Annotated in this window: 26 protein-coding genes and 2 riboswitches; of the genes, 6 read left to right on the top strand and 20 right to left on the bottom strand. The window is 31.8% G+C overall.

Features of this window, described 5'->3' with window-relative positions:
• Position 1 precedes the first annotated feature (1 nt).
• From KTC92_RS09925 to KTC92_RS09975, 11 genes are all read right to left on the bottom strand, one after another.
• On the bottom strand, positions 2-1129 hold the full coding sequence (locus KTC92_RS09925; protein WP_220287858.1) for a tyrosine-type recombinase/integrase: 1128 nt from the start codon (positions 1127-1129) through the stop codon (positions 2-4).
• Between the two features lie 191 nt (positions 1130-1320).
• Positions 1321-1503: a helix-turn-helix domain-containing protein gene (locus KTC92_RS09930; RefSeq protein WP_216303854.1), complete on the bottom strand. Its 183-nt coding sequence runs from the start codon at positions 1501-1503 to the stop codon at positions 1321-1323.
• 33 nt (positions 1504-1536) lie between these two features.
• A riboswitch (cobalamin riboswitch) is annotated at positions 1537-1726 on the bottom strand.
• A gap of 40 nt (positions 1727-1766) precedes the next feature.
• Positions 1767-2090, bottom strand: coding sequence for an energy-coupling factor ABC transporter substrate-binding protein (locus tag KTC92_RS09935; RefSeq protein WP_220287595.1), 324 nt, complete (start codon positions 2088-2090; stop codon positions 1767-1769).
• The gene (locus KTC92_RS09940; RefSeq protein WP_220287593.1) at positions 2090-2842 is read right to left on the bottom strand and encodes an energy-coupling factor ABC transporter permease; all 753 of its coding nucleotides are present in this window, start codon (positions 2840-2842) and stop codon (positions 2090-2092) included. The genes KTC92_RS09935 and KTC92_RS09940 overlap by 1 nt, the downstream gene beginning before the upstream one ends.
• A gap of 63 nt (positions 2843-2905) precedes the next feature.
• A complete protein-coding gene (locus tag KTC92_RS09945) occupies positions 2906-3733 on the bottom strand; it encodes an energy-coupling factor ABC transporter ATP-binding protein (RefSeq protein ID WP_220287591.1) in 828 nt (275 codons plus the stop codon).
• 12 nt (positions 3734-3745) lie between these two features.
• Positions 3746-4594, bottom strand: a complete 849-nt coding sequence (gene cbiQ, locus KTC92_RS09950; RefSeq protein WP_375294770.1) for a cobalt ECF transporter T component CbiQ — start codon at positions 4592-4594, stop codon at positions 3746-3748.
• A gap of 376 nt (positions 4595-4970) precedes the next feature.
• Positions 4971-5145: riboswitch (cobalamin riboswitch) on the bottom strand.
• A 169-nt stretch (positions 5146-5314) separates the two neighbouring features.
• Positions 5315-6088 (bottom strand): RNA polymerase sporulation sigma factor SigG, encoded by a 774-nt coding sequence (gene sigG, locus KTC92_RS09955; protein WP_165413361.1) that lies wholly within the window; start codon positions 6086-6088, stop codon positions 5315-5317.
• 176 nt (positions 6089-6264) lie between these two features.
• Positions 6265-6828 carry a hypothetical protein gene (locus KTC92_RS09960; RefSeq protein WP_220287586.1) on the bottom strand — a complete coding sequence of 188 codons (564 nt, stop codon included), beginning with the start codon at positions 6826-6828 and terminating at the stop codon, positions 6265-6267.
• Between the two features lie 89 nt (positions 6829-6917).
• Complete coding sequence (locus KTC92_RS09965; protein WP_220287584.1) at positions 6918-7616, bottom strand: LrgB family protein; 699 nt, start codon at positions 7614-7616, stop codon at positions 6918-6920.
• Positions 7609-7962: a CidA/LrgA family protein gene (locus tag KTC92_RS09970; protein ID WP_216303861.1), complete on the bottom strand. Its 354-nt coding sequence runs from the start codon at positions 7960-7962 to the stop codon at positions 7609-7611. The genes KTC92_RS09965 and KTC92_RS09970 overlap by 8 nt, the downstream gene beginning before the upstream one ends.
• Positions 7963-8420: 458 nt before the next feature.
• A complete protein-coding gene (locus tag KTC92_RS09975) occupies positions 8421-9986 on the bottom strand; it encodes a nitrite/sulfite reductase (RefSeq protein WP_220287582.1) in 1566 nt (521 codons plus the stop codon).
• Positions 9987-10108: 122 nt separating this feature from the next.
• Here KTC92_RS09975 and KTC92_RS09980 point away from each other — a divergent pair, with 122 nt between their 5' ends.
• Positions 10109-10996 (top strand): LysR substrate-binding domain-containing protein, encoded by an 888-nt coding sequence (locus tag KTC92_RS09980; RefSeq protein WP_216303864.1) that lies wholly within the window; start codon positions 10109-10111, stop codon positions 10994-10996.
• A 169-nt stretch (positions 10997-11165) separates the two neighbouring features.
• On the top strand, positions 11166-11324 hold the full coding sequence (locus tag KTC92_RS09985; protein ID WP_220287580.1) for a hypothetical protein: 159 nt from the start codon (positions 11166-11168) through the stop codon (positions 11322-11324).
• 46 nt (positions 11325-11370) lie between these two features.
• Here KTC92_RS09985 and KTC92_RS09990 read toward each other — a convergent pair whose 3' ends face one another.
• Positions 11371-11640 carry a hypothetical protein gene (locus KTC92_RS09990; protein ID WP_220287578.1) on the bottom strand — a complete coding sequence of 90 codons (270 nt, stop codon included), beginning with the start codon at positions 11638-11640 and terminating at the stop codon, positions 11371-11373.
• A gap of 214 nt (positions 11641-11854) precedes the next feature.
• Here KTC92_RS09990 and KTC92_RS09995 point away from each other — a divergent pair, with 214 nt between their 5' ends.
• The 3 genes from KTC92_RS09995 to KTC92_RS10005 all read left to right on the top strand — a co-directional run bounded on the left by KTC92_RS09995 (position 11855) and on the right by KTC92_RS10005 (position 14453).
• Positions 11855-11977 carry a hypothetical protein gene (locus KTC92_RS09995; protein ID WP_258280580.1) on the top strand — a complete coding sequence of 41 codons (123 nt, stop codon included), beginning with the start codon at positions 11855-11857 and terminating at the stop codon, positions 11975-11977.
• A gap of 227 nt (positions 11978-12204) precedes the next feature.
• Positions 12205-12906, top strand: a complete 702-nt coding sequence (locus tag KTC92_RS10000) for an ABC transporter ATP-binding protein (RefSeq protein WP_216303867.1) — start codon at positions 12205-12207, stop codon at positions 12904-12906.
• Positions 12903-14453, top strand: coding sequence for a putative ABC exporter domain-containing protein (locus KTC92_RS10005; RefSeq protein WP_216303868.1), 1551 nt, complete (start codon positions 12903-12905; stop codon positions 14451-14453). The genes KTC92_RS10000 and KTC92_RS10005 overlap by 4 nt, the downstream gene beginning before the upstream one ends.
• 133 nt (positions 14454-14586) lie before the next feature.
• Here KTC92_RS10005 and KTC92_RS10010 read toward each other — a convergent pair whose 3' ends face one another.
• From KTC92_RS10010 to KTC92_RS10035, 6 genes are all read right to left on the bottom strand, one after another.
• Complete coding sequence (locus KTC92_RS10010; RefSeq protein ID WP_220287576.1) at positions 14587-14859, bottom strand: hypothetical protein; 273 nt, start codon at positions 14857-14859, stop codon at positions 14587-14589.
• Positions 14860-14923: 64 nt separating this feature from the next.
• Positions 14924-16162 (bottom strand): YgeY family selenium metabolism-linked hydrolase, encoded by a 1239-nt coding sequence (locus KTC92_RS10015; RefSeq protein WP_216303870.1) that lies wholly within the window; start codon positions 16160-16162, stop codon positions 14924-14926.
• A 215-nt stretch (positions 16163-16377) separates the two neighbouring features.
• Positions 16378-16974: a sulfurtransferase-like selenium metabolism protein YedF gene (yedF, locus tag KTC92_RS10020; protein ID WP_216303871.1), complete on the bottom strand. Its 597-nt coding sequence runs from the start codon at positions 16972-16974 to the stop codon at positions 16378-16380.
• 194 nt (positions 16975-17168) lie between these two features.
• Positions 17169-18146 (bottom strand): D-glycerate dehydrogenase, encoded by a 978-nt coding sequence (locus tag KTC92_RS10025; RefSeq protein ID WP_216303872.1) that lies wholly within the window; start codon positions 18144-18146, stop codon positions 17169-17171.
• A gap of 12 nt (positions 18147-18158) precedes the next feature.
• Positions 18159-18458 (bottom strand): hypothetical protein, encoded by a 300-nt coding sequence (locus KTC92_RS10030; protein WP_216303873.1) that lies wholly within the window; start codon positions 18456-18458, stop codon positions 18159-18161.
• A gap of 3 nt (positions 18459-18461) precedes the next feature.
• Positions 18462-19172 (bottom strand): hypothetical protein, encoded by a 711-nt coding sequence (locus tag KTC92_RS10035; protein WP_220287574.1) that lies wholly within the window; start codon positions 19170-19172, stop codon positions 18462-18464.
• Positions 19173-19336: 164 nt separating this feature from the next.
• On the opposite strand from KTC92_RS10035, the gene KTC92_RS10040 reads away from it, so the two are divergent.
• Complete coding sequence (locus KTC92_RS10040; protein WP_165413345.1) at positions 19337-19828, top strand: metallophosphoesterase; 492 nt, start codon at positions 19337-19339, stop codon at positions 19826-19828.
• A 130-nt stretch (positions 19829-19958) separates the two neighbouring features.
• Here the strand turns inward: KTC92_RS10040 and KTC92_RS10045 are convergent, their stop codons facing one another.
• The gene (locus KTC92_RS10045; RefSeq protein WP_165413344.1) at positions 19959-20171 is read right to left on the bottom strand and encodes a heavy-metal-associated domain-containing protein; all 213 of its coding nucleotides are present in this window, start codon (positions 20169-20171) and stop codon (positions 19959-19961) included.
• A 542-nt stretch (positions 20172-20713) separates the two neighbouring features.
• Complete coding sequence (hydF, locus tag KTC92_RS10050) at positions 20714-21916, bottom strand: [FeFe] hydrogenase H-cluster maturation GTPase HydF (protein ID WP_216303875.1); 1203 nt, start codon at positions 21914-21916, stop codon at positions 20714-20716.
• Positions 21917-21939 lie beyond the last annotated feature (23 nt).

Raw genomic sequence — 21939 nt, forward strand, 5'->3', positions numbered from 1 at the left:
CTTATTCATCCCCTTCATTGTAAATATCTAATCTCAAATTCGGTTGAGTTTTATTAAACTCTTCCGTTATTTCTTTGTCAGAAGGGTGAATATAAGTATTCATAGTAGTATAAATATTTTTATGTCCTGCTCTTATTCTAAGTAATTCTGGTTGCCAACCCGCCATTCTAAGAGTAGTTATTGATGTATGCCTAAACATATGGGGTGTAACATATATATCAGTTTTCTTTTTTAATGTTCTAAATAAATTATCAACATCAACATAATGCATAGCTTTATACTTGTTTTCACCACTTAGTTTTATGAATATATGGTTAGTTTCAACTTCTTCGGTATGATATTCAGCTATATATTCCATAAACGTATCGGCTAAATTCTGTGATATATCAATCCTTCTTGGACTTGACACTGTTTTAATCTCTGCGTTATTTTCAAGTTCGCCTCTATCTTGTAGGTCTATAATCATGTCACTTATATCAAAATCTTCAATCCATAACGATAAGGCTTCGCCTATTCTCATTCCAGTTTCATATAGCAATATTAATAGAAACTTATCTCTAAGGTTATTACAAGCTCTAACGAGCGTTCCTATTTCGTCCTTAGATATGGTTTTAGGTTTAGACTTAGGGACTTTTAATCTTAATATATTACTTGAAACTTTCTTTTGTTCATGAGCTATTCCATATAAGAAACCTTTAAAGTTTCTACTTGGAGTAGATACAAACTTTTTAAGTCTATCTGAAATGTTATTGCTATATTCCTCGTGTCTTAAAATATAGTCGTAAAACGATAAAACTGCATTTACTATAATATTTACTGTTCTTGGACTTCTTGCTTCATCAACTTGATGCGTTGGAATTACCTTTAAACTCTTATAAGGATTCTGTAACCAGTTCACGAATAAAGCTAAGTCATCAATAGTTACCTTTTGAAAATCTAATTCTCTTTGTTGTAGATATTCAAAGTACAACTTTAAATGCTGACAATACATTCTTAAAGTATTTCTCGCAAAATTGGTGTTATCCTTAAACCTAATAAATTTTAATATTGGTTCTATAGGCAATCCATTATCATCTGCAACAAAATATCTTTCCTTACCATCTTCTGTTTTTACTTTTACTACTTCCATACTTTTATATACACTCCTATAATTCGATTATATTCTACATATAGTTTACTATAGCTACTATAATATTTCAAACTATATATTTAATACTTATCGTTTTATATCTATATAAGAATGTATCATAGAATACTATAAACACGGTCTAATTAACTACACTATATTCCTTTTATTAGCATATGCATACATATGCTTTATTATCTCAGGGTTATCTTATATTTTTTTATTTTATATTGCAAATCTTGTCTTGAAATACTTAATTCTCTTGATGTTTTGCTAACATTGTTTTCGTTTTTATTCAGTGTTTTTTCAATAATTCCCTTTTCAATATCAGCCATATAGCTAACCAACTCGAACCTCTTTTCTACATTTACCACCATATTTTGAAAACACCTCCCTATCTCTCGTAGAGTTAACTGTGTATAATTATAGAAAGGTATTCTGGCTTAAGTCTCATTGCCCTTAAAACCTTCCCAGTTTCCCAGTGGTATTTTTTATAAGGACTCCTCTTTTACAGCGGCGGGACCGCGCAGGATTTCCACCTGTCTTCCCTTTTAAACTAAAGCAATTAATACTTTAATTACCCATAATTATAATATTAAATCAATAAATGATACTTTCATCCCAATTATATGAAAAAGCATTATTCAGTTTTATTCCCCTGATTTTCTTTTTTAGTTCTCTCTACGAATCTTCCCAGGAAAAAGAATAGAACACCAACTCCTATACCTGTCTGTAGACAAAAGAGTAAACTCTCAATTTCGCCTGGTAATTCTCCGCCAACCCAAGTTTCCATAACCGGTTCAAACCAAGGCTTATACTCAGTACCTGTAATCTCGGAAACTACTTTACTTCCTGCATCATCTGAGCCACCGAATTCAGCACCCTTTAATGTGAATAATGGTATAATGGCAATTAATGCAGCAATAATTAATAAAATGATAACCTTTTTTTTCGTCTTTACCATTAATTTTCGCCTCCCTTTAGGAATCCAAGTTCTGTTAATTCGGATTTTGCATATGTTTCAAGACCCATAATGATGACAACGGTCAGAATACCCTCGATAATTGCCAGTGGAAGCTGCGTCGGTGCAAATACTGCAAGGAACTTGACTACAGATGCTGCGATACCACCGTTTGCAGACGGATACGCAAGTGCAAGTTCAAAACTTGTTACACAATAGGTTAATAAGTCACCGATTGATGCTGCCAGAAAAATACCTACATATTTATTGACTTTGAGCTTCTGGCATGATTTGTAGATTACATAAGTAATAAGCGGTCCTGCAATAGCCATAGAAAACGTATTAGCACCAAGAGTGGTCAGTCCGCCATGAGCAAGCAAAATTGACTGAAAAAGCAGTACAATAATCCCCAGGATGCTGACTGCCATTGGTCCGAATAGGATTGCACCAAGTCCGGTACCAGTCATATGTGAGCAACTTCCTGTTACTGACGGAATCTTTAAAGATGAAAGCACAAAAATGAATGCGCCTGACATAGCAAGAATAGTGATGGATCTACGATTCTTCGCTAATGTTTTCTTAATTGATAAGTAACCTGCTACTAAGAATGGAACGCATATAACACCCCATATAATACAGAATTTTGGTGGAAGGTATCCTTCCATGATGTGCATTGCGTTTGCTGCCGGGGCTACCCCGAAAATTAATGCGAAAGCAATCGCAATAAAGACAATTTTCTTTTCTTTCTGATTCATTTTTTTCCTCCTCTATTGTTTTTAATTTATATTAATCTAAGCTAAAACGCCTAGAAAATCCAACTATTTTCCAAACATTTCCTTGAACTCTTGCATACTTTTCGGATAGGCACTAGTATCTTCCAGCAGATGTTTTTCTACAAGCAATTCATATATCTCCATCACGGTTGGCTGTTTTAGATTTGCCTGTTTCAAAATTTCTGTGTTTTGAAAAATCTCTAAGGGTGTTCCATCTGCGATAATTTTCCCTTGGCAGAATACAAGGACTCGCTCCGCCCATCGGTATGCGAAATCTACATCATGGGTGGAAATGAGCATTGTCTTGCCCTCCGAACCAAGCTTGGCCAAAACTTCTTCTAGTATCAGTGCATTTAAAGGGTCCAGTGATGCAGTCGGTTCATCAAAGATAATGATTTCTGATTTCATAGCAATGATGCCCGCAATGGTGACGCGCTTCTTTTCACCGCCACTCAAATAGTGTGGCGGACGATCCTTGAAATCTGATATGTTCATGTATGCCAGTGCTTCCTCAACTCGCTTTAGTACTTCCTCTTTTGGAAGCTTTAAATTCATCGGCCCGAATCCAACTTCTGCCCTAACTGTAGATGCGATTATTTGATTGTCCGCATCTTGAAATACAATTCCGATATTTTTTCGAAGTCCTTTTAAATTCTTTCTATTAACGACAGTACCCCGGTAAATGATTTTTCCCTGTTCAGGTGTAAATACACCGTTTATATTCAAGAAAAATGTAGATTTTCCCGATCCATTGGAACCAATGACAGCGATTTTCTCACCTTCATAGATATCCACGCTTACACCATCCAATGCAGACTTTCCATTCCCGTAGACGTAGTATAGATCTTCGACCTTTAATATTGATTTCCCCATAATAGCTCCTTTCTATCTTGTAACGCCCCATATCAGGATCAAAAAAATTATAAATACTACTGCAGAGGCAATCTGTATTGTCTCTACCTTTTTATCTTCCTCCAAAAATATAAGATCCCCATCATAGCATCTGGCCTCCATGGCATCATAATAATCGTTTGCCTTTTTAAGCGAAATAACCAGCATATTGCTTGCAATGCTTCCAAATGTATAGCAGGAAGTCTTAAAATCACAGTAGCCCTGACGAGATTCTGCGGAATTTTTCATTTTAGTATAGACATCCATTAAAATGAAAATATAACGGTAAATGAGGTTCATCAGCTCTACAATAAGCTTTGGAACATGTGCTTTTCGAAGCACATATATAATCTCGGAGGATGGAGTTGACAGTGTCATCATTTGTAGGGCACTTATAGCTGCAAAAACTTTCAGAATCAAAAATGCCACTTCCTTAAGCTTTGCCTGAGAAGTAAACACATAGCAGAAGCCAAGATACAAGTTATACTGCCCCATCGGCTGCTTTGAAAAATCAATAGCAATTGTAAAAGTGCCAAGGAGGATAAAGATGATTGGAATCGCCAGTATTGACAAGTATTCGTTTACTGGAAGCTCTCCTTTTACAATGGTCAGATAGGCCATTGCAATAATGACCACAACAGATACATAGGGGTTTTCCAATACAATACAAAGAATCAATATCAAAACAGAAAGAGATACTTTAAAAGTAGCATTCCAGTGCCTGATTTTAGAAGTATAAGCATAAAAATCAATTGAAAACCCTTCGCCGTGTTTATGTCCGGTTCCATGGTGATGATTATGTGTCCCATCCCCTTTTTTCCATTTGAAGAAAAAGCCCACCATTAGAAAAATGGCACATAAAATAATAATTTTTCCCATTTCACATCTCCTTTGAATTTTCACCCCATGGCAGCATTCTGGGAGATTTTAGAATAATAAAAATAGATGAAGCATAGTAAACAATTACACCTACAATCTGATTTAAAAATGCAAGGCCAGATAATGTAACTATAATCGCATTGAAGCACCCGGCGAAAACGATGATATTCTGCCTAATCATGTTATAGGCTCGTTTTGACAATTCGTAGTATAGGCCTGTCTACAAAACAAAAATCCTTCTAACTAAAGTGTTAGAAGGAAACGATTCAAAAATATGCTTAATCATATAAAATCAACAAACAAATTTTCATTATAAAGCCCTCTCTATCACTCGTAGAGTTTGTAGTGCGAAAATATGGGCAGGTATTCTGACTCAAGAATCATTATTTAAGCGCGCCTTCCCCGTTTTCGAGTGGCATAATGCACTTAAATTCATCTATTACAGCTACGAGATAGTTCAGGATTTTAACCTGATTCCCTTTTAATTAATTTAAACCTATATTCTATTATTTAATTTTTATAATTCTTTCACACATGTACTCATTACATAGTAGACTTATTATTACAAAAAATCAACTACTTTAATTGTAAAAAGATAATATTTTTCAAACTTTCACAAAATAATACATTATACTATATTCTGAAATAAATGCTACAGTAAAAAAAGGGACCCACTAGGGGACCCTATACGTACTTTCTCATGTGCTTTAATGCAGTTTTTTCAAGTCTAGAAACTTGTGCTTGGGATATTCCTATTTCACCTGCTACTTCCATTTGAGTTCTTCCATCGAAGAACCTTAAATTTAAGATTAACTTTTCTCTAACATTTAATTTTTTCATTGCCTCTTTAATCGATATATTTTCAAGCCAATTATCATCTAAATTTTTGGTGTCACTTATTTGATCCATTACATAAATTTCATCTCCACCAGCGTGATAAATTGGTTCAAATAAAGATACAGGATTTTGTATAGCATCTAAAGCAAATACTACATCTTCCCTTGGTAATTCTAATTCTTTTGCTATTTCAGCTACAGTAGGCTCTTTGTTGTCTTGATTCACCAATCTGTCCCTAACTTGTAATGCTTTATATGCAATATCCCTTAATGATCTACTAACTCTTATTGAGTTATTATCTCTTAAATATCTTCTTATTTCCCCAATAATCATAGGAACTGCATATGTTGAAAATCTAACATTTAGACTTAGATCAAAATTATCAATGGACTTCATTAAACCAATACAGCCTACTTGAAATAAATCATCTACGTTTTCTCCTCGATTATTAAAGTGCTTTATCACACTTAAAACCAATCTTAAATTTCCTTTAATAAATTTTTCTCTACACTCATACTCACCATTTTGTATCCTAAATAGTAGCTCTTTCATTTCTTTTTCTTTTAGTACGGGTAATTTTGAAGTATCTACACCACATATTTCTACTTTATTGAATACCATAAGGTCATCATTCCCTTCAGAGTAATTGCTTCTAAATTATGTCCTTATGGTTTGCTTTTTATACTACAGACAACCTTTAACATCTGAAAGGGTGTTTTTATTTTAATCTTAATAATAGATTCATCAAAATTGCATCACAATTTCTTTAATCCCGCCCATAACATTCCTACATATTACTAAACCTTATTTAAGCTATCTATTAATTCATTAAAATTCTTTTTAGCTACTATTTCTCTATTCTTAAAATCACCTATTTTTTGTTTATTAAATTTTTCACTTTTATCTAGGTTTACTAATTCCTCTTTTACAGTTTCTCTAAGCCTTGGAATAATATTTATTATTTTTTTTATTCCATAAATATATTCATCATCATAAAGCTTGAAACATTCAAATAAACCTGATATAAGTCTCCCATCAGAAAATATGTAAATATATCTATCACTCATTTCATCTGATAAATCAACTTCAATTTTATGCTTATACAGCCTAAAGAAAACATCATCTTTCTCAATGAAAACAGGAAATATCATAGAAAAAAGCATCTCTATTTCTTCTTCCTGCTCAACTAATCCTGAAAAATCGCTTTCATTAAGTTTTTTAACTATTTCATCTGTAAAAATATATTTCCTTACCTCTTTTCCCAATTTACTCCTTAGTTTTTGCTCCTTTTCATCAGATAATAAATTGTCTATTGAATCAATTAATTTATTTAGCGGACCTTTAATCTCATTTTTTTTCATAATGAAAAAACCTCCTTAATAATACATAAACTACATATATAAACTTAATTTAATCGAAGCCAAAATGTAGCGTATTCCAAGAAATTATCCTAAAAGCGCAAAAACATATTCCATAAAAGAGGATATAAAAGGACAGCTACAATTCCTGAAATAGCCATAGTTATGCCACTCATGGCTCCCTCAGTTTCTCCTATTTCCATAGCCCTCGCTGTTCCCAGCGCATGAGAAGATGCTCCCATAGCAATCCCTAAGGCAACTTTATCATTAACTTTTAAAATTTTATATAAAAACGGTCCGACAATTGAGCCTACAACACCTGTCATTATTATAGCTACAACTGTAATTGAGGAAAGTCCCCCTAACTGATTTGACAATGCTATTCCTATAGGTGTTGTTATAGACTTAGGTATTAAAGATTCAATAAGTACATCGGAAATTCCAAATAATTTCGAAAGGAATACTACACATACAATACCAGAAATCGCACCACTCAAAATCCCTATAAGTATTGGTATAGCATTTTTTTTAAATAAAGAGAATTTCTTATACATAGGCAAAGCTAATGCCACTGTGGCAGGAAATAAAAAAAATGAAATTATTTTACCTCCGTTATTGTAGTCTTCATATTTAATATGTAGCTTTGTCAAAAAAAATATTAATATAATAATGGCTATCAAAAGTGGATTAAAAATTGAAAGTCTGCCTTTCTTCTTTATGTAAATCCCAATTTCATAAGCAATAAGGGATATTATTACACCAAAAACTGGTGAAGTAATTAAATCATTCATATAAACGTCCTTTCCTTAAAAATTTAACTACGAGTGCTGTTACAATCCAAACTAAACATGTGGAAAGAACAACTATAACGATAAATGGTATCCATTTTCCTTTTAACACACCAAATGCTGTCATTAGACCTACTCCAGCAGGAATAAAGAAAAAAGACATATTTGATAAAAGGAACTCACAAACTTCTTCTATCATTTCAACCTTAACTATACCTATTTGCAACCCCAAAAACAGTAAAATAAGTCCAATAACCGCTCCCGGAATCGGTAATTTAAACATAAGTTGCAATATAGTTCCAATAATATACGGAATCAAAATAATCATTAATTGTCTTAAGTACTTCATTGTTTCACCTACTTATTATAAAATGTTGTCATTTGTGTAATTTTCTTATTAAAGCATAAAATTCTTACCTATTTATATATGTAATCTCTTGTCAAAGGCAAATCATTATTTACACCTTTAGCAAACAATATCTGATGAAGAATGATATTTTATTCTATCATTAGCCTTTTGAAATTGTTCTTCATTTAAGGTAATTCTAATAACCTTTACTTTATATTGTTTTGCTGAATTTTATAAAACAGTTTGTCAGTAACCAACATTTATCACTCCCTAATTATATTAATATAGTTTACTAGTAATTAGTTCTTTATTTCACAATTATAACAACTAATCTTCTTAGGTATACCATTTTTTTAACTAGAGGTCAAAAGCAATCCGTAGAAGACTAGTGCTTGGTAAACGATAATCATAATCTAATTGATATCAAACACTCTCATTTACTTACTTATACTGTATACTTATACTATATATTTGTTTATAATTTCATTAAGTTCATATACATTTTGCTCAGTCCAACTAGTGAAATCTTTTTTATCATTAATTGCAGCACTTGCAAGTTCGAATAAAAATTTTGGTACTTCTGCTTCCTTAATATCGCCATAATATTTACCTAGCTTTGTTTTACCTATCCCAATCTCTCCCCCAAAATGTAATTCGAATACATTTATAAGCTCATCTTGGACCTTTTTCTTTTTACCGCAAAACCCAATTGTTCCTATTTCGTGTACAGAACAAGAATTAGGGCATCCTGATATATGAACATGAGGCAGTATATCTTTTGTTAAATTATTTTCTTTAAAATAACTTAGTATATCCTTTAAAGTACGCTGTGTTTCTAAAATTCCCATCTGACAAGTAGGAACTCCTATACAAGCAATAGAACATTCCAGTGAAGTATTTCCACCCATTTTACCTGTTAGCTCAAGGATTATTTCAGCTTCTTTCCCATTCAAATTTCTAATGTATAATCCCTCTGACATAGCTAGTCTTATCTCTACTTCATTCATAACTTCTATTTTATCTATTATTAGTTTCAAATGCTCACTTTTTAATTGTCCGCCTATTGGATGCACATACACACTGTATAATCCCTTTTGTTTTTGAGTAAATAGTCTTGGACTTCGCATCGATGTTTCAATCCCAACTTTGTCGTAGATTTTGGTTTGTACCTTGATTTTTAAATTTTCTCTAGTCTTAACTTTTTCCAAATAACTATTATAGCAGTTTACAAATTTCTCCTCGCCCATTCTTTCCATAATATATCTTATGCGAGCTCTTCCTTTGTTAATGTAGTCGCCTTCATTAATAAAAAGATCTGTTATTGCTTCAACATGATATAAAATATCTTCTGGCTTAATCAACTGTTCTCTCTTCACAGATAGTTTTGAATTATTCCCCATTCCACCACCTAAATACACTTTAAAATACTCTATGCCATTTTCTTTAACCGCTAAAAACCCTAAATCAGTAGCAGTTACATGTGCCTCATCCTTTTCATTACTTGAAAATGCAACTTTAAATTTTCTTGGGAGTTTATACGTATATACCTTACTTAAAAAATGGTCTCCTACAGCTGTTGCGTAAGGTGATACATCAAACACATCTTTTTCCCCTACTCCAGATAGCGGTGAGACTGACACATTTCTAGGGAAATTACCGCCGGATCCCCTTGAGTATAAACCTTTCTTTATACCTTCTTCCATGGAATCACAAACTTCATCAATAGTAATTCCATGTAGTTGTATCGCCTGACGAGTAGTTAGATGTATACTATCTAATCTATATCTTTGTGTAAAATCATATATTAATTTAAGATCTTTTATAGAAGCTATCCCTGATGGTATTCTAAATCTTATCATAAATTTCTTGCAACTACGCTCGGCATACACGCCCATACCACCCGAGGATCCTTTAAAGTCCATTTTACTTGTTTCCCCATTTAAAAATTTATGTCCAAGCGCTCTAAAATCCTCAACTTCCCCAAGAAGTACTTCACTAAGAAGAATTTTATTTAAAGTTTTCATCATTATCAATCCTTTCCTATTGCAACATTATTATGGCTATAGTATACTGTTTTTTAACCAATAAGTATAATACATGTTTTATATAATACTTATTAATATTTCTGATAGGTAGGGTGATAATTTTGATTGAGGAATTAAAAACCTTTATTGCTGTGGTAGATAAGAAAAGTTTCACAAAGGCTGCAAAGAGCATCAACATATCTCAGCCTAGCGTAAGCTTACATATTGTAATTTTAGAAAAACACTTCAATACAAGACTAATAGAAAGATCAAATAAACAGAGAAGTATATTAATTACACAAACTGGAGAAATGTTGTACAAAAAAGCTAAACAAATAATCTCCCTAATAGATGATACAAAAGAAGAACTTAACAATTATCATAATTCCACCTCTGGCACTTTAAAGATTGGCGCAAGCATGACTATAGGTGAATTTTTACTGCCCTCAATACTAGGAGAGTTTATTAAAGAGTTTCCAAACATAAAACTAGAAGTTGCTATTGAAAATACCCATAATATTTATGAAAAATTTAAAAACTATGATATTGATATTGCTTTAACTGAAGGCAGCGTCCCTGTGCATGATTATACTTTCAAAAATTTTTATGAGGATACAATGGTTGTTGTAACTCCAAATTCCTTTACCTATGACCAAAATATTGGACTTAAAACTTGTTTGTCAAATCAAACTTGGATGCATAGAGAAGAGGGTTCTGGCACTGGTGAATATCTAAATATCTTTTTAAATGCAGAAGGCATATCTCCAAAAAACTTCATTATTCTCGGAAGTAACTACTCCATTAAAGAAGCTGTTAAAAACAATCTAGGTGTAACTTTTATCTCATCTTTAGTAGTAACTGATGCTGCCATTAACAATGAACTTAAAATTATACCTATCAAAACAAAATACAATAGATTTTTTTCTTATTTAGTTCATGAAAAAAATCTATCCAGGATTGCAACATTATTTGTTGAGAAATTAGAAAAGTGTAGCCATATGAATAAGTAATGCTTAATTATTAGTAATCAAGCATATCAATAATAGAAGTGCTTTTATTTTATAAATAAATTCCACGAGCCAAGGTCCAAGAAAAATACTATGTTATGTCTATGGATACACTCACACTAATAATAATAATAATAATAATAATAATAATAATAATAATAAACCTATTGATTTGGGATGGAATTTTATTAATACTGCTTCTTGTTATAGTGCAGGAAGAGCTATAGGCACAAATACGGAAGACTTATGGGATGTTATTGTTGCAGATAAAAGTTCGAGTGTTGTCAATTGCTTTAGGTACGGATATGGTGTTGATAGACATATGTTATAATCTATACTGAAAAATAATTTTAAGGCAGGATTATCCTGCCTTAAAATTATTTTTCAGTAGTGCCTTTAGATGCTTCTGAACGTGCATTTAATTGTTGCTTTTCTTCTGGAGTAGCATCACTAGGGCCACTAGCCATGTTAGGCATGTTATACATATTAGTCACATCGCCGTTTGACGCACCACTAACACCTTTATTTGATTCCGATTGTTTTTTCATTTTTTTTATTTCTTCTAAATCATTTTTATTCATAAATATTCTCCCTTCTAATGTACAAAATACACCGCACATATCCGATGCATTATATAGTTTACCCATTTTGTGATATAATATTATGGTTATAAATTGTTAACAATATTGACACTTAAATGCAATACTTATTTAGTAGTATTAATTTGTATAGGAATAGGTTGCTACAACGATAGTATAAAACAAGACATGCTAAATATAGATAATAAGAATTATCATAATACCAGTATTAGATTGAAATTTATAGCATGGCCAATAATTGCTGAAATGGAGACAAATAATTATGAAACCTGAAAACGAAAATGTGTCTGAAATGTCGGAAAATACTTCTATTTTAATTACTCTGTGTGTTGTCGCCTTAGTTCTAGCACTTGTGGGGATTAAAATAGTGATAACAACTATGTAACTCAAGGGTATGCTAACGCTACCGTTATAAATTAATATTCTTGTAATTAACCACCCCAAGAATATTTGAACCACCTTTGGATATAAATCAGATATATTTCACAATAAATTAGAACCATCCTAAATATTAAATTTAGGATGGTTCTTTCTACTTAAATACAGGCCTTGCCTAAAGATAACCGTTTTGTTATAATTATGGTGATTTTACCTATTTAAGGAGATGAACATATGCTTACTGTACAAAACCTAAGTAAAAAATATTCTAAAGAATTAGTTGTAAACAATATTAGCTTTCAAGTAAATGAAGGTGAAATTGCTATTCTTTTGGGCCCAAATGGTGCCGGAAAAAGCACCACAATAAAATGCATCGCTGGGCTATTAAAATATGATGGATACATTGAAATTTGTAATCACAAAAACAAGAGTGTTGAGGCAAAAAAATTATTTTCCTATGTTCCAGAGGTTCCAGCTATGTTTGATTTGCTCACAGTTTATGAGCATATAGAATATATGGCTGCCGCTTATGGTATAAATAACTATAAGGAAAAAGCCGAAGAATTACTTAAAAGATTTGATTTAATTGATAAAAGAAATAAGCTTGGAAAAGAGCTGTCCAAGGGTATGATGCAAAAAGTAAGTATTTGCTGCGCCTTAATAATAAACCCTAAGGTAGTATTATTTGATGAGCCTTTAATGGGCCTAGATCCTAAAGCAATAAAAGAACTAAAGAAAGCAATTTTAGAGCTCAGAGAAAAAGGTTCTGCCATTCTAATAAGTACCCACATAATAGATAGTGTTGATGATTTTTGGGACAAGGTATTGATAATGAAAAATGGAAATATAGTACTCTCCGGTACAAAGCAAGAGCTTATGAATAGGAATGAGACCTTAGAAGAACTCTTCTTTGATGTAACAGAGGATAGCGTATGAAGCCATTATTTTATATAATAAAAAAATCTATAAGAAATTTTTTATTAGAACTAAAGCGAAAGCCAATAAAGCTAATTGCCTATATTATACTTCTTATACTTTTGTCACTAACTTTTATTTTTGGCAGCAGTAATACCAGCAAGCAAAATATTTTAGATCCAGCGTTGTACACTACTATTGTAGGATTTATTATTTTACTGTTCACCGCACCGGACCTCTATTCCTCAATAAATAATGGAGCCACTTTTTTTAGGGGTGCAGACATAAATTTAGTATTTACATCTCCCACTAGTCCTCAGAAAGTTTTAGTATATGGATTTTTAAAACAAATATATACTTCATTTATAGCAGTTTTTTTTGTTTCATTTCAAGGACCTAACCTTTATCGTTTTACTAATATTAAATCCTATGGAATTATAGTAATTATCTTTGGCTTATTCATTATGCTCATTTTCAACTCAATACTAAAGATATTATTATATTCAATAGCTTCTAAATGTGAAAAAAATAAGGTTATTTTAAGAAATACTTTTAAATTTTTAGGAGTATCCCTAATTATAGTATACTTTATAGAATTATATATAACTAGGTCACCAGTTAAGGCTATTATATCATTGCTAAATAGTCCTGCCATTTCATATATTCCTGTATACGGGTGGGTAAGGGCAATTATATTATCTTCAATGAATGGCATACATTCAATATTTTTTGTTTATATAGCTCTGATTGTTGCGTCTGGAGGTATTTTCAGTTATTTAATTTACTCTATGCAACTTGACTATTATGAAGATGTTTTAGCTTCAACTGAATTAAAAGAAACAGCCATCTCCGCCACGCGTCGGGGTGAGCGATTATTTGTACAACCGGGTAAAAAACCTAAAGTAAGAAAAGTTCAATACACTAAAAAAGGAAAATTTGCCTCTGCTATATTTTGGAGACAAATATTAGAGTATAAAAAGACTGGTTTTGCATTGATAAATGTAGTGTCTGTTATTTACGCAGTTATAGCAATAAGTGCTGGATTATTTAGCCCTATAAAAGATTTAAAAATAGTCTTAGGTGGCATGATATATCTTCAATTATTTTTTACCTTTGCTAGTAAGTGGCAAAGAGATTTATCAAACCCATACATTTACATATTACCAGCCCACGCCTTTAAGAAGGTTATCTATGCAACTGTAGTTGATAACCTTAAAAACCTTATTGATGGAACTATAGTGTTTGCAATAACAGGAATATTATTTAAAAGTAGTATCATTCTTATTCTCCTTAATATAATAGCCTTTGTTTCAATAGGTTCTCTTTTCATCTATGGTGGAATTCTTACTAGAAGAATTTTAGGCAGTGGTAATAACATAGTATTTACATCTCTTATAAGAATTGCAATCTTACTTTTAATACTATCACCTGGTATAGTCCTTCTGATAGCATTATATAGTTCTACGGGAATGCTAATAGCCTACACACTATTTATTACCTATAATCTTATATTTAGCAGTTTAATAGTGTTTTTGGGTAAGGGAGTGTTTGAAAATATTGAATTATAGTGATATATTTTTTTAGATTAATTAGGTACAGGCGACATATATATGTCGCCTGTACCTAATTAACCTCTATTTAAAATTGGCACATATACTCACTGTTTTTTATGTAAACTTCAGTATTTCTGCTATCACAGATTTATCGGCTGCACCCCTTTAAACCTATAATTAATAATAGTAACACATAAATTATAATTATTATTTCAAAAATAAAATCCACTTTTTTGTTTTTATATTCTATTTTTTTAAAAAATTTATTTCTTAGTAATGAGGATATCACCCCTACACATAAGATAATTACACCGCCAGAAACGTTATTTGTATAACTAAGCCACGCACCTATTAAAAGCAATGATAAAGTTAATATTGTGACAACCTTTTCAACAACGTATAGTTTTTTCATATTCTTCATAATCACCTCAATAAAATTAATATAAACAGTCTTACTTAAGAATAAATTGTTTATATTTTTTATTCTACTCTTTATAAGAGTAATTATCTACACCTAAATTAACACTATCTTTTACTAATCTGCTTACATATAAACTAGGAATAACTGCATACATAGCTGCAGCATTTACTAATTCACGTTTCCAAGTTCTTTCATTTGGAGAATGCGACTCTTCTTCATGACCTGGTCCAAAGCCAATGCAAGGTATACCGTATCTGCCCATAATAGAAACTCCATTTGTAGAAAATGCCCATTTGTCAACTAGAGGCTCCTCATTAAATAAACCTTTATATCCGCTTACTAATGTTTCGCAAACTGGATGGTCCTCATCTGTTATCCAAGATTCAAAATAAGCAGCTGTAGGGTAAACAACTCCCTTATAGGAAGGTTTTTCGTAATCATACATGGAAACCTCAGCTTTCAAATCTTTCACCGATGAAAGATTTCTTATTTGCTCTAGGGCCTCATCATACGTTTCTCCATTGGTTAATCTTCTATCTATTGATATGGTTTGACTATCTCCCATCGCGCTTCTTGATGAAGAAGTAAAAAACACCTCAGAAACAGTTAAGGTTCCTTTCCCCAAAAAATCATCATAATGTAATCTTTCATTAAGATCTTTCAACTCATTAAAAAAAGGTGCCATTTTATAAATATCATTTTCTCCTCGCTCTGTTGTGCTACCATGAGTAATTACTTTTACCTCCATTCTTCCTCTTTGCCCCCTATATATATTGCAGGAGGTAGGCTCTGTAATCACAACAAATTCCGGCTGAATCTTGTCTTCATTTATCATGTACTGCCAACAATTCCCTTCACATTCATGTTTTTGTAGCGTACCTGTAATAAGCAGAGTATAGTCACCTTGTAAGTTTAAGTCTTTAATAATTTTCCCGGCATAAACCATAGAAGCCATACCACCCTTTTGGTCACTTCCACCACGTCCTATGATTACTTCCATATCTTCATAGCCTTTGTATGGGTCATACTGCCATAACCCCTTATCTCCTATGCCTACTGTATCTACATGTGCATCCATAGCAATAATATGTTTACCATGCCCTATAGTTCCTATTATATTTCCCATATTATCTATGTCTATCTTATCGAAGCCTACTTTCTGCATTTCCTCTTTTATTCTCTCAACGACTCTACGTTCATCACAACTTTCACTAGGAATAGCAATCATGTCACGAAGAAACCTTGTTATGTCCCCTTTGTACTCTTCTGCTTTCTTTAATACTTTTTTAAAATCTAAATTCATAGAAAATCCTCCTTCTATTCCTCTATATTTTGTTATTTATTTGAATGTGCTTCAATTATAGTTTAAATCTATTACTATAGTCTCTGCACCTAATTTTCTAATAGCTTGGACATAGCTCATATTCTATTTTCATGATATTTTACTACTACCAATATCATATTAATGAATATATGAAAAAATTACCAAACAGAGTAAATAAAAAAAAGCCTTATAATCTAAGGCTTAATAATTTTATTAGCAGCATTCATTTTTTCAACAATGTTATACATATTTGTGATTTGTCCAACAGACAGCTCATCTTCTAAATTATAATAGTTAAGGCATGTTCCGCAAGATAAAATTTCCACTCCCAACCTCTCTAATTTTTGCAAGCTATCTAACACTGAAGATTGTTTGGTTGGAAGTTTTACTCCCCCATTATAGAAAACAATAGTAGAGGGGATTTGTTCTGCTTCTACCAAAGCATAAATAAAGCCTTTAATTAGAACTTGTCCTAATTCATCATTCCCTTCTCCCATTTTATCAGAAGATATAACAACTAATGTATTTTCCTTTTTCTCATTTTCTAATTCTTTAACAGATTCATCTGAACCTAACCCTTTTATAATTTTAACTTCATAATGATATTCATTAATAGTTTTGGATTCCCATTCGTATCCCATTCCCTTAGCCATTTTTTCTAAATTTTTCTTAGCCATTTCATTATCTACAATAACTAATACGGTTTCATCTTCTTCAACTGCTTTAAGAGCGTTCCTGGCTTCTATAACTGGTATGGGACAAGTTTTTCCTTTAGCATCAATTCTTATCATATAACTTACCTCCCATGGTAACGTCAAGATTTTCAAGTTTAATTCCACCCTGTAAATGTTATCTGATTCTCTTATTCATTTCATTATATTACCATTTTGCAAAATAAAAGTCAATAAAGTTCTCAGAATATTATTACAATTAAAATAAATCACTTCCCTTCGTTAATCTGAATGGGAGTGATTTATTGGGAACATTATTTTAATACTTCCACATTAACACAAGTATCCGGCTTTTCACCATTCAATACTTTAATAATATTATTAGCTGCAGTTAATCCCATTTTTGTCCTTGTTTCCATCGTAGCCGAGGCAATATGTGGAACAATTGCAACATTGTACATATCGAGAAGCTCTGGTTCAATGTCTGGCTCATGTTCAAATACATCAAGCCCAGCTCCCCATATTTCACCTTGCTTAAGGGCTTTAACTAATGCTTTTTCATCGATTACTGGACCACTACATGTATTAACAATAACTGAAGTGTTTTTCATCACAGAAAATTCCTTTTCACTAATATAGTGTCTGGTAGAAGGTGAAAGTGGTACATGTAATGAAACGAAATCCGCTTCCTTTAATAATGCTTCTTTATCCACATAAATAGCACCCAATTCTTTTTCCATTTCATAATTTCGCAACAAATCAGTATAAAGTATCTTCATATCAAAAGCCTTGGCTTTCTTTGCAAAATTAAAACCAATTCTCCCTGCTCCTACAATTCCTAAAGTCTTACCCGTGATTTCACGTCCAAGAAACATCATAGGATCGCAAGATTGAAAAGCACCATTTCTTGTGAATTTATCTGCTGCAATGATTCTTCTAGATACAACCATTAGCAGTGTCCATGCTAAGTCAGCAGTCGCATCATCCAGTACCTGCGGAGTGTTTGTAATTATTACTCCACTTTGAGTCGCTGCAGCTGTATCAATATTGCTGTACCCTGCTGCGTAGTTAGCAAATATCTTACATTTTTCACCAGCTGTCTCAAATACCTCTTTATCAATATTATCAGTCAAGAGACATAAAACTGCATCCTTACCTTTTACCTTTTCTAAGAGCTCTCCTCTTAATAAAACTCTATCTTGAGGATTAATTTCTACATCAAAATGCTTTTTTAAAAGCTTAATAGCCTCATTGGGGATTATTCTTGTTACGTAAACCTTTTTCTTATCCATATATTACTCCTCCTATAATTCTAAAATTGACCTCCGACTTGTAGTAATAGTTTTTTTATTAATCTTTAACTTTTTTTTCAACATTGATACAACTGAAACAAAAGAAAAATAAAATACGATAGTCGATGCTTTTTCTCTATCTCTTAAACATCGGATTAAGGTATAGGCTGCTCCTGCACACATAGCAGATATAAACCCTAAAGGTGGAGGCAGAACTAAAAAATTGAATTGAGGTTTAATAATTAATAGAGCTCCTATAAATGCAAAAGCGGATATCAGCATAAATGTGATAACTTTAGGTTTATTATCCATTCTTCACACCCTCTCAAATATAAGTTCATTTTTAATCTTTCCTACTTCTTTTATAATCTTCATTTGTCTAAAACAATAAGTAATTTTTCTTGCCTTGTATACCGTAACTTTTAATGTTTTCGCTAATTGTTTATTGGTAAAATTCACTGGTAGTTCTTGTGGTAAAAATTCAAAAAAATCTTTTACTTCTCTAAATGTTATTTTATCTACTACTTCTAAAAGCTTTCTATCCACAATGCTTATACCTTTTCTTCTCCAGCTTCCTTTACCATCCTTGCACCGTATCTCTTCTTCTTTAGTCATTAAGATTTCTAGTATAAAATTTTCTTCCGCCATTAAATCAGGTATTCTAATTAGCTCATCAAATAAATCAACCACTTTACCTTTTTTAGGAGATTTTCTTCTACTAATTACTTTATTAGGTTTTTCTGTTGTTACTATATATTTTTCAACAGCTATAGGGTGTACTAGCATAACCTTATTGTACTTAACCAATTCTCTAAGCTTATTGCCAATTGCGCCAAAATTTTTCGTTTGTATTTCAATTAATGAATCTTCCCTTACTAAATCAATTATATATTTATCTACTTTTACTTCTAATCTATCCCCTGGCACCGCATACCATTGCTTAATGGATGAGTGCAAAGATCTCTCATTTTTTATATTTATCCCTGTTTGCTCTAACATTAAGACCGTGTCTTCTATTTCCCCCATTTTTTCTCCTTGCGCTTTAATAAACATTTAAAACTTCACAATAAATGTAAAAATATACCCTTTTTATTTATATAATAATTATAACAGAAATATCATATATCGCACATACTAATTATGTAGCAAATAATAATATAAAACACTATAATATTATAAGGTGATGAAATATGAAAATTGCGATATTATCTGATACTCATGCGAAAAAACATAATGATAAACTTTTTAAATTAATAAATAATATATTTAAAGAAGCTGACATGATAATTCATGCAGGTGATTATATTTCCTCAAGCGTCGTGTCAAAATTAAAAGAGCATAAGAACTTTGTTGGAGTATGGGGAAATAATGATAAAGGATACATCAGAGATTTACTAAAAGAAAAAGTAATTATATCTGTGGAAGGATATAAAATTGGTTTGTATCACGGCCATGGCAATAGCAAAAGCACACTAAATACAGCCTATGATAAATTTATAGATGATAAAGTTGATATAATCATCTTTGGACACACTCATCAGCCACTTATTTTGACTAAAAATAAAGTACTCATGATAAATCCAGGTTCACCCACGTGTAAAAGACGTGAACCATGGTATTCTTATGTTATTTTAGAAATACAAGATAAGAAAATAAATGTTCAATTAAAATTCTATAATTAATATTTTTATATTGAGTAAATAATTTCTTATAATTATTTACTCAATATTTATAGTTTCTACATATAATGGACATGAAAAAGTAGACAGAAAAAAAGCCTACCAATATTGGCAAACTTTTTATTTTTTTATATTAATCTTCTTCTACCTCAGTAACTTCATATCCTATTTCTTCAATAGCTTCCGTAATGTCATTATCAGTTGTTTCGTCTTCAAATTCTGCTACTGCAAATTTTTCTTCTAAATCTACTTTTAATTTACTAGCACCAATATCAAGTAATGCCTCCTTTACATGGCTTACACAATGTGAGCAACTCATTCCATCAATATATATTTTTTTCTTCATTTAAACTACCCCTTTCTATTGTTAATTCATATTATTATATATGTTACATTCTAAATTATATAATCAATAAGTCAACTTATTTTTTTAAATTCTTTTTATCTACCTGTATTTAATAATAATCCTGAACTAAAATTAATACATACTGTTGCAACCAAAAGTTAAATAAAGCACACCATTAATGGTTAAAATTTCAATTATTATCGGTATATTTAAAGTATTATATCCAAAAATTCAAAATAAATTCTCTTTTATCCCTTATTTTAGCTTTAATTTTGACAGCCTCTTCATTAATTCTAATGTAATATTATCAATTCATTTAATAGTTTCAAATTTACTAGCCGCTATTCCCACATAACTATATACCTCTTTTACTCTGTGTGCAACACCTTTATTCATTCCCTTTTTTGTCTTTATAGGTATATAAGTACCCATTGAGTATGTCCTATCAATTACGTCCCTCTGCACATCTGAAATTGTTGATTTAAATTCAAGTTAAATTACCCCTATATTAATTTTATATAATACTTTTCAAAAAACTTTCTTTAAAAAGAATCTTCTTCAAACGCACTAAGTACTCTATCCAATATACCATTTATATGTGCTATAGCTATACCGAAATTGGTAATAGGCAGTTCCTCTATATTAGCCTTCTTAATCCTTGACATGAATTGCTGCCTATTAACCATACAGGCTCCACAATGAACTATTAGCTTATATCCGCTTAAATCATCTGGAAAACTGCTGCCGGCGCAAATCGTTATATCTAGCTTTCCACCTACTTTTTCCCCAAGCCATATAGGAAGCTTCTCTCGGCCTATATCTCCAACAAGTGGATGATGGGTGCAAGCTTCTGCTATAAGTACCTTATCTCCTGGTTTCAATGTATCTATAGCTTTTGCCCCTTTAACTAAGGTGCGTAAATCTCCTTTATACCTAGCCATAAGTATAGAAAAGGAAGTAAGTGGTACATCTTTTGGTACTATAGAATTGACTTTTTTAAATACCTGCGAATCCGTAATCACCAAATCTGGTTTGTCCTTTAGCGCGGCTAAAATGTCCTCTAGTTCACTATCCTTTACCACTAGTGCCATAACATCATTATCAAGAAGATCTCTTATTACTTGAACCTGCGGTAGTATTAGTCTACCTTTTGGGGCTTGGATATCTTGTGGTGCTACAATTATTACTCTTGCCTTCGGCTTTACTATGTCACCGACAATCGTGCATTTTTCAAAATCCTCTGGCGCATTAGCCATAATTACTTTTTTTAACCCATCAATATTGGTCTTATCTTTAGCGCTAACATTAACAAAAGTTAGATCTATTACCTTTTGAATATCCTTGAGTGATACTTCATTTTTGTCTACTTTATTGATGACTCCAACTACAGGTATTTTTCTTTTTTTTAAATCTTCATACCATGTTTTCTCAAATAATAAATCTTCCTCATTACCGTCAATAACCAAAAGTGCTAGATCAGTTTTGTCCATAACTTCTTTAGTTTTCTTTATTCTAAGTTCTCCGATTACGCCTTCGTCATCAAACCCCGCAGTATCTATAATAACAACAGGACCTATTGGAAGTAGCTCCATTGCCTTATAAACTGGGTCTGTTGTGGTTCCTGCTAAATCAGATACTAATGCAATATCCTGCGACGTAATTGCATTAATCAAACTTGATTTCCCTACATTTCTTTTTCCAAATATAGCTATATGAAGCCTATTAGCATTCGGCGTTTGTTGCATAGTATATCCTCCTCTTATCTTTT

The organism is Clostridium sp. CM027 (assembly GCF_024730565.1).
Taxonomy (GTDB): Bacteria; Bacillota; Clostridia; order Clostridiales; family Clostridiaceae; genus Clostridium_AD; species Clostridium_AD estertheticum_B.